This is a genomic window from Maritalea mobilis, from assembly GCF_019800885.1.
GTDB classification, from domain to species: domain Bacteria; phylum Pseudomonadota; class Alphaproteobacteria; order Rhodobacterales; family Rhodobacteraceae; genus Roseibacterium; species Roseibacterium beibuensis.
Map to the genome: position 1 here is coordinate 738,424 of NZ_JAHVKE010000002.1, position 16,032 is coordinate 754,455.

Sequence of the window (16,032 nt, forward strand, 5' to 3'; positions counted from 1 at the left end):
CTCGGGCGCGCCCTTTTTCCTGTCAGCCCAAGGCCGCGTCACAGCGTTTGCAGACGCCCGCATGGCTGTGCTGGCCCACGTCGGGCAGGATCTTCCAGCAGCGCTGGCATTTTTGCCCGTCGGCTTTTTCAAAGACGACGCCCACGCCCTCGACCTCGGGCATGCGGAACGCCTCGGCCGGGACCGGATCGGCGGTCAGCACGATATCCGAGGTGATCGCCACATCCTCGAACGCCACCGATTTCAGCGCGGCCAGCATCCCTTCGTCGCGGACATGGACGACGGGCGCGGCCTCGAGGCTTGCGCCGATCACCTTGTCGCGGCGCTGGATTTCCAGCGCGGCGGTCACGACGCGGCGGGCGCGGCGGACCTCGGCCCATTTCGCGGCCAGCGCCTCGTCCCGCCATGCGGCGGGCGTTTCGGGGATGTCCTGCAAATGCACGCTGCTGTCATCGCCCGGGAAACGTTCCAGCCAGACCTCTTCCATCGTGAAGACGAGGATCGGGGCCAGCCATGTCGTCAGCCGGTGGAACAGGATATCCAGCACGGTGCGCGCGGCGCGGCGGCGCGCCGTGTCGCCATCGCAATAGAGCGCGTCCTTGCGGATATCGAAGTAGAAGGCCGACAGGTCACTGGTGGCGAACTGGAACACCGCGTTGAACACGCCGGGGTAGTCATAGGCGTCGTAGCCCTTGCGCACGGTTTCGTCCAACTCGGCCAGGCGGTGCAGCACCCAACGCTCCAGCTCGGGCATATCGACGGGGTCCATGCGGTCGGCCTCGGTGAAGTCGGCCAGCGAGCCCAGCATGAAACGCATCGTGTTGCGCAAGCGGCGGTAGCTGTCGGCCACCCCTTTCAGGATTTCGGGGCCGATGCGCAGGTCGACGGTGTAATCCGACTGCGCCACCCAAAGGCGCAGGATATCGGCGCCGTACTGGTCGATCACCTCTTGCGGGGCGACGGTGTTGCCGACGGACTTGGACATCTTCATGCCCTTCTCGTCCAGCGTAAAGCCGTGGGTCAGAACGCCCCGGTAGGGCGCGCGCCCGATGGTGCCGCAGGCCTGCAGCATGGAGGAGTGGAACCACCCCCGGTGCTGGTCGGTGCCCTCTAGGTAGAGGTCGGCGATGCCATCCTCGGACCCGTCCTCGCGGTCGCGCAGGACGAAGGCATGGGTGGAGCCGCTGTCGAACCACACGTCGAGGATGTCGAAGACCTGTTCGTAATCTTCCGGGTCGTATTCATTGCCGAGGAAGCGGGCCTTGGCGCCGGGCTTGTACCAAGCATCTGCGCCTTCGGTCTCGAACGCCTCCAGTACGCGGGCGTTGACCGCCGGGTCGCGCAACAGGAAATCCTCGTCGGTCGGGGCGGCCCCCTTCTTGACGAAGCAGGTCAGCGGCACACCCCAGGCGCGCTGGCGTGACAGAACCCAGTCGGGCCGCGCCTCGATCATGGAATAGAGGCGGTTGCGGCCTGTTTGCGGGGTCCACTCGACCAGCTTGTCGATCGAGGTCAGCGCGCGCTCGCGGATCGTTTTGCCATAGGTGTCGTCGCCGCCGATCTCGCGGTCGATGGCGGCGAACCATTGCGGGCGGTTGAGGCGGATCACCGGCGCCTTGGAGCGCCAGGAATGCGCGTCGCTGATGGTGATGCGGCGACGCGCCAGCAGCTTGCCCACCTCGACCAGCTTGTCGATCACGGACTTGTTGGCCCCGCCCGGCTTGCCGTTTTCCTTGATGATCCGCTCACCGCCAAAGAAGGGCAGGTCGGCCCGGAACGAGCTGTCGTCGAGGATGTTGTAGGTCATCTCCAGCCCGTGCTGACGCCCGATCTGGTAATCGTCGTCGCCGTGGCTGGGGGCGGTGTGGACAAAGCCCGTGCCCGCGTCGTCGGTGACATGATCGCCGGGGAAGAGCGGCACGTCATAGTCCCACTCGCCCTCCGCGCCCTCGACCCCGCGCAGGGGATGGGCACAGGTCAGCGCGCCCAATTCGTCGGGCGTCACGTCGCGCAGGCGGCGATACATCTCGGGCTCCAGCCGCATGGCAGACAGCGCCTCTTCGGCCAGGGCATCGGCCAGGAGGTAGCGGTCGCCGATCCGCGCCCAGCATTCCTCGGGGCGGCCGGTGATTTCATAGAGGCCATAGCTGATCGTGGGGCCGAAACAGATCGCGCGGTTCTGCGGCAGGGTCCAGGGCGTGGTGGTCCAGATCACGACCTTGCCACCCTCCGTGTCGCTGGCAGCGCCCGCCGAGATATCGAACGGCACCCACACGGCGTCGGTCTGACGGTCGTGGTATTCCACCTCGGCCTCGGCCAGCGCGGTTTTCTCGACCGGCGACCACATCACGGGTTTTGACCCCTGGTAGAGCGCGCCGTTCATGAGGAATTTCATGAATTCCTCGGCGATCACGCGCTCGGAGTGGAAATCCATCGTCAGGTAGGGCTTGTCCCACGTCCCGGTCACGCCAAGGCGCTTGAACTCCTCGCGCTGGACGTCGATCCAGCCCTCGGCAAAGCGGCGGCATTCCTGCCGGAAATCGACGACGTCGATCTTGTCCTTGTCCTGCCCCTTGGCGCGGTAGGCTTCCTCGATCTTCCATTCGATCGGCAGGCCGTGACAGTCCCATCCGGGGATGTAGCGCGCGTCGCGGCCCATCATCTGCTGGCTACGCACCACGAAATCCTTGAGGATCTTGTTCAGTGCGTGGCCGATATGCAGGTGCCCGTTGGCATAGGGCGGGCCGTCATGCAGGGTGAAGGGCTTGCGCGATCCGTCCTTGGCCTTGTCGCGCAGCCGCTCGTAGATGCCGATCTGGTTCCACCGCTCCAGCCAGGCCGGCTCGCGCTTGGGCAGGCCCGCGCGCATCGGGAAATCGGTTTTCGGAAGGTTCAACGTGTCCTTGTAATCGACCGTCTGGTCGGGCGTATCGGCGCACATGGTCGGGCGCTCCTCGGGCTTTGCGGATGTCGGATGGTGAATAGCAGGGCGGTGCGATAGCTCAAGCACCTTCGTCCCGGCGGCCTGATCGGGTCAGAGCGCCGGGCTGCTAATTCGAATGAGGATCGCGGCAAACGTCATCATGGCGCGGGTATAGGCCCGCGCGGGCGCAGGGTAAAGGGCAGGGCGGCGCCTGCGTCAGCACGGCCCCCAGATCACGCCAAGGCCGCGCAGCACGTTGAAGATGCCGATCATCACCGCCGCACCCGAAACCATGAGGTTCACCAGCTTGCCCTCAACCAGGCTGAGCGCCTTCACCTCGCCAAGCGACCCCAGGAACGCCCCGGCTGCCCCGAACAGCAGCGCGCCGTAATCGATGAAGCTGCATTGGGTCACGCCGTTCACGGTGCTGGTGGTCAGCGTCTGGACCCCGAAGACGAAGCCGAGGATGGCGACGATCAAGGCAACCTTGGGCAGGGTGGTAAGATCGGAATAGGACATGGGCACACTTTCTACGAGACAGGGCAGGGACAGCTAAACGCCGAGAAGGGGGCGTTCACAAGGCGGGAAATCCGGTGCGTCACACCGCGAAGAACGTGCCGACGGCATAGGCTACACCCGCCGCCGCCCCGCCGATGGCCAGTGTTTCGCCGCCCGACCGCCACCAGGGCGCGACCGACCAGATGGATTTTGCCGCGCCGATCCCGAAAAAGACGACGCCCGTCATGATCGCCGACAGGCGGAAGGCATCGGGCAGCCCCAAAAGGAAGGGCATGAGCGGCACCGCCCCGGCCAGCAGGAAGGCCCAGAAGGTTGCCAAGGCGGCGCGCATCGGGCGGGGTTCGACCGGCGAAAGGCCGTATTCATCCGTCAGCATCAGGCGCACGGCGACCTCCCTGTTCGTGGCGATCTGGTCCGTCGCGGCGTCGAGCACCTCGCCCGACAGGCCTTTTTGCCGCAGGATTTCACGGATCTCGCGACGTTCCCCATCGGGATGGTCGGACAGGTGGCGTCGTTCCACGTCGGCCAGCCGCCGCGCGTCGTCACGCTCGGCCTTGGTGCCCGAGAAATTCCCGGCGGCCATGGAAAACCCATCGGCCAGCACGTTGGCCAGCCCCAGGGCCACGATCACGGTGGGCGACAGGCCCGCTCCCGCAACACCCGCCACGATGGCGAAGGTCGTCACCGCCCCGTCGATGCCGCCGTAGACGATGTCGCGCAGGTATCCACGCCCGGCAGGGGCGTTGATCCGGGCCTCGACCTCGGTTTGGCTGTGTCCATGTTCGCGCGCCATGATCCGCCGATCTTGCCTGCCGCTTCGCCGCTTTGCCTTGCGGCAGATCAATCAGGCGGCGGGGGGTGCAGCCCGGCTGACCGCGCGTTCGCGCCAGACGATGTAGAGGCCCGCAGCGATGGTCACCACGATCCCCCAGGCCGCCAACCCGTCTGGCAGGTCACCGAAGATGACGAAGCCCACGAGCGTCGCCAGCGGGATTTCAAGATATTGCATCGGCGCCAGCGTGGCGGAGGGCGCAAAGCGCAGCGACCATGTCATAAGCAGATGCGCCACCGCCCCCGCGAACCCGAGGATCGCGAAAAGGCCCAGGTCTGCCCCCATCGGCGTGATCCACCCGGTCAGCGGGGTTTCCCCGGCCACGGGCAGAAACACGAAAGGGATCAGGATCGGCAGGGCAAGGATGGCCGCGGCCCCCTGCAGGGCGACCGGGTCGATTTCCTTGGCCACCTGCCGCGTGACGAGCATGAAGAAGGCGAAGATGAAGGCCACCGCCAGGGGCAAAAGGGCGGGCCAGCCGACCTCGGCGAAACTGGGCTGCACGACCATCAAGGTGCCCGCAAACCCCACGGCGCAGGCGGCCAGACGTCTGGGGCCGACCTCTTCGTTCAGCACCCACCACCCGAGCAGCAGCATGATGAAGGGCATGACGAAGGCGATGGCGATGGCATCGGCCAGGGGGAGGTAGCGCAGCGCGGTGAACATCAGGCCGATCCCGCTCATCTGCAAGAGAGTGCGCAGCAGCGTCAGCCGCACCACCCGTGCATTGGGAAAAAGGCTCTGCCGTAGCCAGAGTGCCAGCGGCAACAGCAGGATCGCCTGAGCCGCGAAGCGGATCAGCACCAGTTGTGTCAGGGGAAAGTCGCCCAACAGCTTCGCCATCGCATCGGCGATGGGCACGATGGCGCAAAAGCCCAGCATCAATACGATGCCGAGCAGCGGGCGGTCGGCGTGGGGTTGGCTCATGCCCCTGTCTGTGGCACGCGGCGCGGGGGCTGTCACGTCAGATCAGCCATGCAGATCGAAGCGGGCTCAGGCCTTTTGGCCGAACAGCCCCGTCAGCGCCCGGCGCACGGTCGCCGTCACGCCGGGCTTCTTGACCGTGGTAAAGGGGATCGGGCGGCAGACTTCGATGGCTGCGACCCCCACCCGCGCGGTCAACGCGCCGTTCACGATCCCCTCGCCGAACCGACGGGAGACCTTGGAGAGCATCGAGCCACCGGCGACCGACCCGATCAGGTCGTCGCCAACCGCCACCGCGCCCGTGGCCACGAGGTGGGTCAGCACCGCGCGGGTCAGGCGCCACGCACCAAGGGTGCCGGCGCGCCCGCCATAGATCTCGGCGATGCGCCGGATCATCCGCAAGTTCGCCGTCAGCGCCGTGAACACGTCCGCAAGGGCGAGCGGTACAAGGGCTGTGACCGTCGCCACTTGCCGCGCCGCGGCCTCGACCTCGCGCGTTGCAGCAGCGTCGAGCGGGGCCAGCAACTGCGTCTCGGTCAGCGCGAAGAGGCTGGTGACGTCGAACACGTCCCCGCGCTGGCGTTCGACCGTCTCGCGCCCGAGGCGCAACTCCGCCCGCCCGCGATACAGGCCGGTCAGCCGGTCCACGACCGCTCGCCCGTCCTTCAGATCGCCCGAGGCCAATGCGCTTTCGGCCTGCCGATGAAGGGCGTCCAATCGCCCGAGGCGCGAAAAAGCCGCCAACTCGCGCAGCGCAATGATCGCAAGGGTGCCGATGACGACCGCGATGAGACCGGTCGCCGTCCATCCGAGGATCGGGTTGGTCGCCAGAAGGCCCGTCACGAACTCCCACGCGGCCAGCGAGACGACGAACCCGATCAGCGCGGTCAGCGCCGCCCAGAACCAGCGCGCGACGCGCGAGGGTTTGCGCGCGCCCAAGGTCGCAACCACCTGCATCGCGCGGCCTTCGGGGGCGCTGCCGGGCAGATCGGGGACCGGGTCGGCTGCTTCGGGGCCTTGTCGCGATGCCGCCTCGTCTTCGTCCAGTTCGATCAGGACCGGGCCTTTGCGTTCGCTCATCTTTCCGTCCTCATCTCAGCCGGTCGCCCAGCAGGAACTCCGCCGCGCGGTCCAGCCGGATATGCGGCGGCCCCTCGCCCGGTCGCAGGCTGGACGGGGCGGGCGCGAACCGCATCACGCCGTAATCGCCATCGAGCCAAGCCTCGGCCCCGTCCCGCGCGGGCGTCAGCAGGGCCGCCGGATCGGCGGGCAGGTCGCCGGGATGAAGCGCCGCCTGTTTGCCGGTTTCTTCCAGCACGCCCCGAACGACCCCGAGGTCGTCGCCGTTCACCCGCCGCGTTTCCTCGACCGTTGCGCGCAGGGCGGCGATGGCCATGGCCTGCGTCTCCGCCCCGCTGAAATCGGCGCGCCGCCGCGCCTCGGAGACCAGCGCCTCCATGATCGCGGCAAGGCGGGCGTGTTGTTCGTGGTGCAGATGGTCCGCCTTGGTCGCGGCAAAGAGGATGCGGTCCACCCGCTTGCCGAGGATCGCGGTCAGAAAGCTGTTTCGCCCAGGCCGGAACGCCCCGAGGATGCCGGCCAGCGCGCGGCGCAGATCCTCCAGCGCGGGCGGCCCGGAATGGATCGCGCCAAGCGCATCGACCAGGACGATCTGCCGGTCGATCCGGGCGAAGTGGTTGCGAAAGAACGGTTTGACGACCTGCGACTTGTAGGCCTCGTAGCGCCGGGCGAATTCGCGCGCCAGCGAACCGCGCGGGGCGGCGCTTGCGGGCAGCGGCGCAAAGGTCAGGGCGGGGCTGCCCTCTAGATCGCCGGGCAGAAGGAACCGGCCCGGCGTGCAATCGGAATAGCCGGCGTCGCGCGTGGCTTGCAGGTAGTCGGTCCAGCCACGGGCCAGCGCCGTGGCGGTGGGTTCGTCCAGCTTGTCGTCCGTTGCCGTCCGCTCGACCAGGGCGACATAGGCCGTCCCCTCGGGCCGGGTGCGGGCAGCGGCAAGGGCCGCCTCGGACCACGCCGCGAAATCCTGTTCCAGCAGCGCGAGGTCCAACAGCCACTCGCCCGGGTAGTCCACGATATCGAGATGCACGGTGCGCGGCCCGGTCACTCCACCCAGCAGCCCCGTTGGCCGCACCCGCAGCGACAGGCGCAGTTCCGAGACCGAGCGCGTGCTGTCCGGCCAGTACGGGGTCGGCCCCGTCATGGCGGCGAGGTGATCCTCGAAGGCGAAGCGCGGGACGGTATCGTCGGGTTGCGGTTGCAGGTAGGCGGCCTCGATCCGGCCGGATTGCGCGGCCTCCAGCCCCGGCATGCGGCCCCGGTCCAGCAGGTTCGCCACGAGCGAGGTGATGAACACCGTCTTGCCTGAGCGTGCGAGGCCCGTGACGCCCAACCGGATCACGGGTTCGAAGAAGGTTTCGGACACCGCCTGCGAAAGCCCCTCCACCCCGCGGCCCAACCCGTCTGCTACTCGTCCGATGACCACGCCTTGGCGTCCTTTCCACTTCTTTGCCCTTGAGAATAGGCATTCGCAGGCGGCGTTTACAGGGGAGAAGACCGCGCGCGTCGTCAGGCCCCGTGGACGCCGCCCGCGCGATGCGCTAGCCGGTCGCCATGCCGCGTTACGCCCTCAAAGTCGAATATAACGGCGCGCCCTTTGCCGGGTGGCAGCGCCAGGCCGACCAGCCCTCGGTCCAGGGTGCGATCGAGGCCGCCCTCGCCCGGTTGGAAAAGGACGTTCCTTCCATCGCGGCGGCGGGGCGTACGGATGCGGGCGTGCATGCCACGGGGCAGGTGGCGCAGTGCGATATGGCCCGCGACTGGGACCCGTTCCGCCTGTCCGAGGCGCTGAACTGGCACCTGAAACCCGCGCCCGTCGCCATCGTGGACTGCGCGCGCGTGGCCGACGATTGGCATGCGCGGTTCTCGGCGGTCGAACGGCGCTATACCTACCGCCTGATCGCGCGCCGCGCTCCTTTGGTCCATGACGCGGGGCTGGCTTGGCATGTGCGCGGCGATCTCGACCCCGCGCCGATGGCCGAGGCGGCTAGGGCGTTGATCGGCAAGCACGACTTCACGACGTTCCGCGCCTCGATCTGCCAGGCCGCCAGCCCGGTCAAGACACTGGACGAGGTGGTGGTGGACCCGGTCGATCTGCCCCATGGCCGCGAGATCCGCTTTCACCTGCGGGCGCGGTCTTTCCTGCACAACCAGGTGCGGTCCATCGTGGGCACCCTGGAACGCGTCGGCGCCGGGGCCTGGCCGCCCGCACGCGTGGCCGAGGCGTTGGCGGCCTGTGATCGCGCCGCCTGCGGTCCGGTCGCCCCGCCTGAGGGCCTTTACCTGACCGGGGTTGGCTACCCCGACGACCCCTTCGCGAAAGGTTGAGACGATGGAAACCGGTCCTGTCCCCCTTGTCAAAGACCTGCTCTTCGTGGGCGGGGGCCATTCGCATGCGCTTGCCTTGCGCAAATGGGGGATGAACCCGGTGCCCGGCGTGCGGGTCACGGTGGTCAATCCCGGCCCGACCGCCCCCTATTCGGGCATGTTGCCGGGCCATATCGCAGGGCATTACGACCGCGACGCGCTGGAGATCGACCTTGTCCGCCTGGCGCGCTTCGCCGGGGCGCGGCTGATCTGCGACCGGGCTATCGCGTTGGACGCCTCGGCCAAGACCGTGACGCTCGCGGGGGGGCGGGTGCTGCGCTACGACATCTGCTCTCTCGATATCGGGATCACGTCTGAAATGCCGTCGCTTCCGGGCTTTGCCGCGCATGGCGTGGCCGCCAAGCCCCTGGCGCGTTTCGCCGACCGGTGGGCCGAGGTTTGCGCGGGGACCGGGCCGATCAGGATCGCTGTCATCGGGGGCGGCGTGGCGGGCTGCGAAGTGGCCATGGCCTGCGCACATCGCATGAAGACGGTGGGGCGGGCGGCCGAGATCTGCGTTATCGACCGCGGCACGATCCTGAACAGCGTGGTCCCGGCGGCCCGCCAACACTTGCTGAAGGCGCTGAGGGACTGGGGGATCACGCGGCACGAGGGCGTCGCCCCGGCAGAAGTCACGGCAAGCGACATCCGGCTGGAGGACGGCCGCCGCATCCCCTCGGACCTGACGCTTGGCACCGCCGCCGCCCTGCCGCAGGCCTGGGTGGCCGAGACGGGGCTGGAGGTGAAGGATGGCTTCCTCGTCGTTGATAAATACCTGCGCTCGGTCAGCGATCCGACGATCTATGCCGCCGGGGACTGTGTCCATTTCGCCCCCGACCCGCGCCCCAAGGCAGGCGTCTACGCCGTGCGCGCTGCGCCGATCCTTGCCCACAACCTGCGCGCCGACCTGATCGGGGCGCAGCGCCGCGCGTTCAAGCCGCAGGGCGATTTCCTGAAACTCATCTCGATGGGCGATCAGCGCGCCGTGGCCGAGAAGGCGGGGTTTGCCGTGGCGGGCGGGGCGCTGTGGCATTGGAAGAACTCCATCGACCAGAAATTCATGGAGAAGTTTCGCCAGCTGCCCCGGATGGAGGCCCCCCGTCCGCCCGCCAACGCGGCCAAGGGCGTGGCGGCCGAGATGTCAGGACCCGCGCCATGCGGCGGCTGCGGGGCCAAGCTGGGCGCCGGGGCGCTGTCGAACGTGCTGACGGGCCTGCCCTCGGCCAATCGCAAGGACGTGGAGCGCGTGCCGGGCGACGATGCGGCCGTGCTGGTGATGGGCAAGACGCGGCAGGCGATCTCGACCGACCATTTGCGCGCCTTCGCGCTCGACCCGGCCTTGGTGGCGCGCGTGGCGGCGATCCATGCACTCGGCGATGTCTGGGCGATGGGGGCGGTCCCGCAATCGGCCCTGGCCAATGTGATCCTGCCCCGCATGGCGACCCACATGCAGGGGGCATGGCTGGACGAGGTCATGGCTGCCGCAGCCGACGTCTTTGCCGCCGAAGGGGCCGAGGTGGTCGGTGGCCACAGCTCGATGGGATCGGAACTGACCGTGGGGTTCACGGTCACCGGCCTTCTGGATGGACCCGCCGTCACGCTGACGGGCGCGCAAGCGGGCGACGCGCTGATCCTGACCAAGCCGCTTGGAACCGGCGTCATCCTCGCCGCCGAGATGCAGGCGAAAGCCCCCGGCGACCAGGTCATGGCGGCCTGGGCGGCGATGGCCCGCCCGCAGGGCGACGCGGCGACGCTGTTGGCGCCGCTGGCCCATGCGATGACGGATGTGACGGGCTTCGGCCTGGCTGGGCACTTGTCGAATATCTGCACGGCCTCGGGCGTCGGCGCGCGGGTGGACGTCTCCGCCCTCCCGCTGCTGGACGGGGCCGAGGTGCTGGCCGATCGTGGCATCCGCTCGACGCTGTACCCGCAGAATCGCGCCGCCCTTCAATGGACGGTCACGGCCCCGGAGAGCCCGCGCGCCGATCTGTGCTTCGACCCGCAAACCGCTGGCGGCTTGCTGGCCGCGCTGCCCGAAGCCGATGCGACCAAGGTTCTGCCCAGGATCCGCGCGCTTGGCCATGACGCGGCGATCATCGGTGTCGTGACCGAGGGGGCGGGGATCACGCTCGCCTGAGCGTCACAACGCGCGGTCCAGTTTCGTCGTCAGGTGGATCAGGCTTTCGGAGCTTTTCACGCCGTCGATCTCGCCGATCCGGTCCAGCACGGCATCGAGCGCCGTCGTGGTCGGCGCGGCAACCTCCAGCAACAAATCCACCCGGCCCGAGGTGGTGTGAATGCGCTCGACCTCGGCCACTGCGCGCAAGCGCGACAGGATGGCGGCCTGGCTGCGCGGTTCGATCGTCAACAGGACCGAGGCACGGATACGGCCCGCGCGCGCCGCTTCCCCCAGCTTGAGGGTGTAACCCGCGATCACGCCGGAGTTTTCCAGCCGTTCCAGCCGCGCCTGAAGCGTTGAACGCGCCACCTTCATCTTGCGCGCCATCACGGCGACCGACATCCGCGCATCGCCCGCCAGCAGGCGCAGGATATCCCTGTCGATCTCATCCATCATCAGAATTGCCCGTCATTTCGTCACTTTGCCGGCACCTTTGCGCAAATTGTTCAAAGTGACCAGTGAAACCGCCGGTTTTGCGCGGCATCCTTTTCTTGCGAGCAGCCCAACAGGAGACGCGCAATGACCGTCACCCGCCCTTTCCACATGACGCCCAAGTCTTACCTCGTGGCCGAGCAGCCCGATGACCCGGTGCTGTTCCTGTCGCCCGAGATCCTGGCGCAGACGGCGCGGCGGTTCCTCGACGGGTTTCCCGGCCTCGTCACCTACGCTGTCAAGGCCAACGCGGCAGGCCCGGTGGTCGAGAACCTCGCCCGCGCGGGCCTCACGGCCTTCGACGTGGCCTCGCCCGCCGAGATCGCGCTGGTGCGGTCCATCGCGCCCGAGGCGGCGCTGCATTACAACAACCCCGTGCGGTCCTGCGCCGAGATCGACGCAGCCATCGGCATGGGCGTGACCTCCTACTCGATCGACGATGCGGGCGAATTCGCCAAGCTGGTCGAGGAGGGCGTCCAGCCCGGTGCCGAGATGACCGTGCGCTTCAAACTGCCGGTCGCGGGCGCGGCCTATGATTTCGGCGAGAAATTCGGCGCATCGCCCGAGGCCGCGACCGATCTGCTCCGCGCCGTGGCCAAGGCCGGGTATCGCCCGTCGCTCACCTTCCATCCCGGAACGCAGTGCACTGACCCCGAGGCTTGGGTCAGCTATATCTTCGCGGCGGCCGAGATCGCGCACAAGGCGGGTGTCACCCTCGACCGTCTGAATGTCGGCGGCGGATTCCCGTCGCGCCGGATGCAGGCGGATACGCCGCTGCTGGAGGCGATTTTCGACGCCATCGGACGCGCGGTCACGCGGGTCTTCGGCGATGCCCGCCCCGCCTTGGTCTGCGAACCGGGCCGCGCGATGGTGGCCGAGTCGGTCAGCCTTGCCCTGCGGGTAAAGGCGCTGCGCCCCGGCATGGTCTACCTCAACGATGGCATCTACGGGGCGCTGGCGGAACAACCCGTCATGGGCATGACCGACCGCCTGAGCGTTATGGCCCCGGATGGCGAGCTGCGCTGCGCGGCGCCTGTCCCGCGCCTGATCTGGGGGCCGACTTGCGACAGCCTCGACCGCATTCCGGGCGACGTCGCCCTGCCCGGTGACCTGGCCGAGGGGGACTATTTGCTGATCCACGGGATGGGGGCCTATTCCACCGCGACGATCACGCGATTCAACGGCTACGGGGCGATGCGGATGGCCACGGTGCGCAGCCTCGCGTGACGCTGACCTCGCGCGCCCTCTGGACAGGGCCGCGCATGCCCCTACTGTCCGATCCAAGGTGATCGTGTGGACATGGGACGACAGGCATGACGAAATTCGGCAGCAGCCAACCGGTGACGCGGCTTGAAGATACCCGGTTCTTGACCGGCAAGGGGCGCTATATCGACGACAACGCCCCCGAAGGCGCGCTGCGATCCTTCGTGTTTCGCAGTACGCAGGCCCATGGCGACATCACGACGCTGGATGTGTCGGACGCGCGCGAGGCGCCCGGTGTGCGGGCCGTCTACACCGCCGCCGATCTGGCCGCGCACGGTCTGAAGAACGCGATGCGCTTCTCGACGGTCGCGAACCAGGATGGCAGCAAGGGCGCCGCGCCTGACCGGACGATCCTGGCCGAGGGGCGCGTGCGTTTTGTCGGTGAACCCGTGGCCTTCATCGTGGCCGAGACCCTGGCCGAGGCGCGCGATGCCGCCGAGTTGATCGAGTTCGACATCGACGAATTGCCGGTCAAGCTGGACCTTGCACCGGGCGGCCCCGCGATTCACCCCGAGGCCCCCGAGAACGTCGCCTACGACTGGGCCATCGGGGATGCCGACGCGACCGAGGCCGCGCTGGCGGCCTCGGCCCATCGCGTGACGCTGACGACCCATGACAACCGCATCATCGTCAACAGCCTCGAACCGCGTGGCTGCTACGCCGAGATGGAGGGTGGCCGTATCCACCTCGCCCTGAACGGCCAGGGGGTCTGGGGCCCGAAAAAGGACCTTTCCAAGTGGTTTGGCTGGGAGGCCGAGCGCGTCCACGTCACCACGCCCGACGTGGGCGGCGGGTTCGGAATGAAGGCCATGGGCTACCCCGAGCAGTTCCTTGTCTCGCTGGCCGCACGCGAATTGGGCCAGCCCGTGCACTGGATGGCCGAACGGACCGAGTCGATGCTGTCGGACAACGCGGGCCGCGATCTGGATGTGACCTGCGAGTTGGGCTTCGATGCGGATTACAAGCTGACCGCCTATCGCGTGGACAGCGTCTCGAACCTCGGGGCCTACAACTCGCAATTCGGGCAGGGCATCCAGTCCTCGCTGTTCTCGAAGGTGCTGACCGGCACCTACGACATCCAGACCGTGTTCATGCGCAACCGCGGCATCTATACCAACACGACGCAGGTCGATGCCTATCGCGGCGCGGGTCGCCCCGAGGCGATCTACGCGCTGGAGCGCGCGATGGACTACGCCGCGCGCGAGTTGGGCCTCGACCCGCTGGACCTACGCCGCCGCAATTTCATCAAGCCCGACCAGTTCCCCTATCGCTCGGCGACGGGCGAGCTGTACGACGTGGGCGATTTCCCCAAGCTGCTGGACCGTGCCGTGATCGAGGCCGATCTGGACGGGTTCGAGGATCGCCGCGCCGGGTCCTATGGGCAGGGCCGGCTGCGGGGCCTTGGCGTCTGCTATTACATCGAGTCGATCCTCGGCGACCCGGACGAGACGGCGACCATCGAGCTGACCGAAGATGGCGCGCGCGTCTATGTCGGCACCCAGTCGAACGGGCAGGGGCATGAGACGGTCTATGCCCAACTGCTGCATGATCAGACGGGCCTGCCGCTCGACAAGATCGAAATCGTGCAGGGCGACAGCGACCGCATCGCCACGGGCGGTGGCACCGGCGGGTCACGTTCGGTCACGGTGCAGGGCATGGCGATGCGCGCGGCCGGCACCGCGCTGATCGGCGGGCTGACCGAGTTCCTGGCTGAAGAGATGGAGCAGCGCGATATCAGTTTCGATGCGGAAGAGGGCGTGTTCCGCGCGCCGGGCTCGAACGTGGTCGTGACGCTGATCGAGGCGGCCGACCGCGCCCGCGCGGCAGGCAAGGCCGAGTTGTGCAGCGCGACCCGACACGAGGAATTGCCGGGCCGGTCCTACCCCAACGGGTGCCACGTGGCCGAGGTCGAGATCGACCGCGAAACCGGGGACACGCGCGTAGTGCGCTACACGGTGGTCGATGATTTCGGCAACCTGATGAACCCGCGCCTGGCCGAGGGGCAGGTCCATGGCGGCGTGGCCCAAGGCATCGGGCAGGCGATCATGGAGCGCGTGGTGTTCGACGAGGACGGTCAGCTTCTGACCGCGACCTTCATGGATTACGGGATGCCAAGGGCTGAGGATACGCCCTTCGTCGCGTTCCATACCGAACCGGTCCCCTCGATCATGAACCCGCTCGGCATGAAAGGCTGTGGCGAGGCCGGCACGGTGGGCGCGCTCGCCGCCGTCGCCAACGCGGTGCAGGATGCGCTCTGGCCGCTTGGCGTCCGGCAGGTGGACATGCCCTTCACGCCCTCGCGCGTCTGGGCGATGTTGCAGGATCAGACCGATGGGAAGATCGCGGCGGAGTAGGGGCATATGGACCCGGCTTGCCGGGTTTCGCAACGCGCCCCCGCGCCTGCCACAGGTGCGCCCGCCGCAGACCCACGTGGTTCTGCTCGATGGCACGATGTCCTCGCTCCGCAAGGGGTGGGAGACGAATATCGGGCTGACCTATCGTTTGCTGCTCGACCTGCCCTCCGACGCGAATGTCACGGTGTATTACGAGCCGGGCATCCAATGGCGGGGCGTCCGCCGGGCGCATGAGGTGATTGCGGGGATCGGGATCAACCGGCAGATCCGCCGGGCCTACCTGTTCCTCGCCCGCAATTACCGCCCCGGCGACCGGATCATCCTGATGGGGTTCTCGCGCGGGGCCTACGCGGTGCGGTCGTTGGCCGGGCTGATCGACAAGATGGGCCTGCTGCGCCCTGCGCAGGTGGACGAAGACACGCTCGAGCGGGTCTATGATTTCTACCGCCACGCGCCCGAATGTCCCGAGGCGCGGGCGCTGAAAGCGTCACTCTGCCACGAGAGGGTCTCGGTCGATTTCCTCGGCGTTTTCGACACGGTGCGCGCGCTTGGCATCCGCTGGCCGATCCTGTGGCGGCTTCTGCCCATGCCGCACCCGTTCCATTCGCATATCCTGGGCCCCTCCGTCCGCTGCGCGCGGCAGGCGCTGGCGCTGGAGGAAACGCGCGATGTCTACGCGCCGGTCATGTGGACCTGTCTTCCGGACGCAGCGGCGCCAAGCCATGTGCAACAGATGTGGTTTCGCGGCACGCATGGCGATGTCGGCGGGCAGATCGACGGATGGTCGCCCGCGCGCGGCCTGTCGAACATCCCGCTGGTCTGGATGCTGGGCGAGGCCGAGGCGGCGGGCCTGCCGTTGCCGGTGCATTGGCGGCATCGTTACGTAACGGAACCGGGCGCGCCGTCGATCGGGACCTTCATGGGGGCGGGCAAGTATTTCCTGTTGCGTCACCGGCGGCCTGTCGGGCTGGACCCCTCGGAATGCGTGCACCCGACCGCGCGTGCGACAGCCCTTGCACGGGGGGAGCGGCTGCCCGATCCGCCGTCCCCGGCCATCCCCGCCTGAGCCGGGCGGGGGCGCTGCCGCGTGGCTCGGCCTGCGGCCTGCGCCCACGACGGCGGTGGCCGCGCTGGCGCGCGGCGGAGGTGTGAAATACGGGCC

The 16,032-nt window shown here is 68.1% G+C and carries 12 protein-coding genes; 5 read left to right on the forward strand and 7 right to left on the reverse strand.

The genetic code is table 11. The annotated features are described in order from the left end of the window. Positions 1 to 22: 22 nt before the first annotated feature. The 6 genes from ileS to KUV65_RS12545 form a co-directional block, all read right to left on the reverse strand. Entirely contained in the window at positions 23 to 2,941 is a 2,919-nt protein-coding gene (ileS, locus tag KUV65_RS12520) for an isoleucine--tRNA ligase (RefSeq protein WP_222191021.1), read from the reverse strand. A 198-nt stretch (positions 2,942 to 3,139) separates the two neighbouring features. Further along, a complete protein-coding gene (locus tag KUV65_RS12525; RefSeq protein ID WP_222191022.1) occupies positions 3,140 to 3,442 on the reverse strand; it encodes a hypothetical protein in 303 nt (100 codons plus the stop codon). 79 nt (positions 3,443 to 3,521) lie between these two features. Continuing rightward, complete coding sequence (locus KUV65_RS12530; protein ID WP_222191023.1) at positions 3,522 to 4,235, reverse strand: VIT1/CCC1 transporter family protein; 714 nt, start codon at positions 4,233 to 4,235, stop codon at positions 3,522 to 3,524. Between the two features lie 51 nt (positions 4,236 to 4,286). Further along, positions 4,287 to 5,201, reverse strand: coding sequence for a DMT family transporter (locus tag KUV65_RS12535; RefSeq protein ID WP_222191024.1), 915 nt, complete (start codon positions 5,199 to 5,201; stop codon positions 4,287 to 4,289). A 66-nt stretch (positions 5,202 to 5,267) separates the two neighbouring features. Then, on the reverse strand, positions 5,268 to 6,278 hold the full coding sequence (locus KUV65_RS12540) for a YcjF family protein (RefSeq protein ID WP_222191025.1): 1,011 nt from the start codon (positions 6,276 to 6,278) through the stop codon (positions 5,268 to 5,270). 10 nt (positions 6,279 to 6,288) lie between these two features. Next, positions 6,289 to 7,701, reverse strand: a complete 1,413-nt coding sequence (locus tag KUV65_RS12545; RefSeq protein WP_308124667.1) for a YcjX family protein — start codon at positions 7,699 to 7,701, stop codon at positions 6,289 to 6,291. Positions 7,702 to 7,829: 128 nt separating this feature from the next. Here KUV65_RS12545 and truA point away from each other — a divergent pair, with 128 nt between their 5' ends. Both truA and selD read left to right on the forward strand, forming a co-directional pair. After that, complete coding sequence (gene truA, locus KUV65_RS12550; protein ID WP_222191026.1) at positions 7,830 to 8,603, forward strand: tRNA pseudouridine(38-40) synthase TruA; 774 nt, start codon at positions 7,830 to 7,832, stop codon at positions 8,601 to 8,603. Positions 8,604 to 8,607: 4 nt separating this feature from the next. Beyond that, on the forward strand, positions 8,608 to 10,779 hold the full coding sequence (selD, locus tag KUV65_RS12555; protein ID WP_222191027.1) for a selenide, water dikinase SelD: 2,172 nt from the start codon (positions 8,608 to 8,610) through the stop codon (positions 10,777 to 10,779). A 3-nt stretch (positions 10,780 to 10,782) separates the two neighbouring features. Here the strand turns inward: selD and KUV65_RS12560 are convergent, their stop codons facing one another. After that, on the reverse strand, positions 10,783 to 11,217 hold the full coding sequence (locus KUV65_RS12560) for an Lrp/AsnC family transcriptional regulator (protein ID WP_222191028.1): 435 nt from the start codon (positions 11,215 to 11,217) through the stop codon (positions 10,783 to 10,785). A gap of 123 nt (positions 11,218 to 11,340) precedes the next feature. Here KUV65_RS12560 and KUV65_RS12565 point away from each other — a divergent pair, with 123 nt between their 5' ends. The 3 genes from KUV65_RS12565 to KUV65_RS12575 all read left to right on the forward strand — a co-directional run bounded on the left by KUV65_RS12565 (position 11,341) and on the right by KUV65_RS12575 (position 15,936). Next, positions 11,341 to 12,480 carry a type III PLP-dependent enzyme gene (locus KUV65_RS12565; protein WP_222191029.1) on the forward strand — a complete coding sequence of 380 codons (1,140 nt, stop codon included), beginning with the start codon at positions 11,341 to 11,343 and terminating at the stop codon, positions 12,478 to 12,480. Positions 12,481 to 12,566: 86 nt separating this feature from the next. After that, on the forward strand, positions 12,567 to 14,870 hold the full coding sequence (locus KUV65_RS12570) for a xanthine dehydrogenase family protein molybdopterin-binding subunit (RefSeq protein WP_222191030.1): 2,304 nt from the start codon (positions 12,567 to 12,569) through the stop codon (positions 14,868 to 14,870). Positions 14,871 to 14,925: 55 nt separating this feature from the next. After that, complete coding sequence (locus tag KUV65_RS12575) at positions 14,926 to 15,936, forward strand: DUF2235 domain-containing protein (RefSeq protein ID WP_222191031.1); 1,011 nt, start codon at positions 14,926 to 14,928, stop codon at positions 15,934 to 15,936. The last annotated feature ends 96 nt before the right edge of the window (positions 15,937 to 16,032 follow it).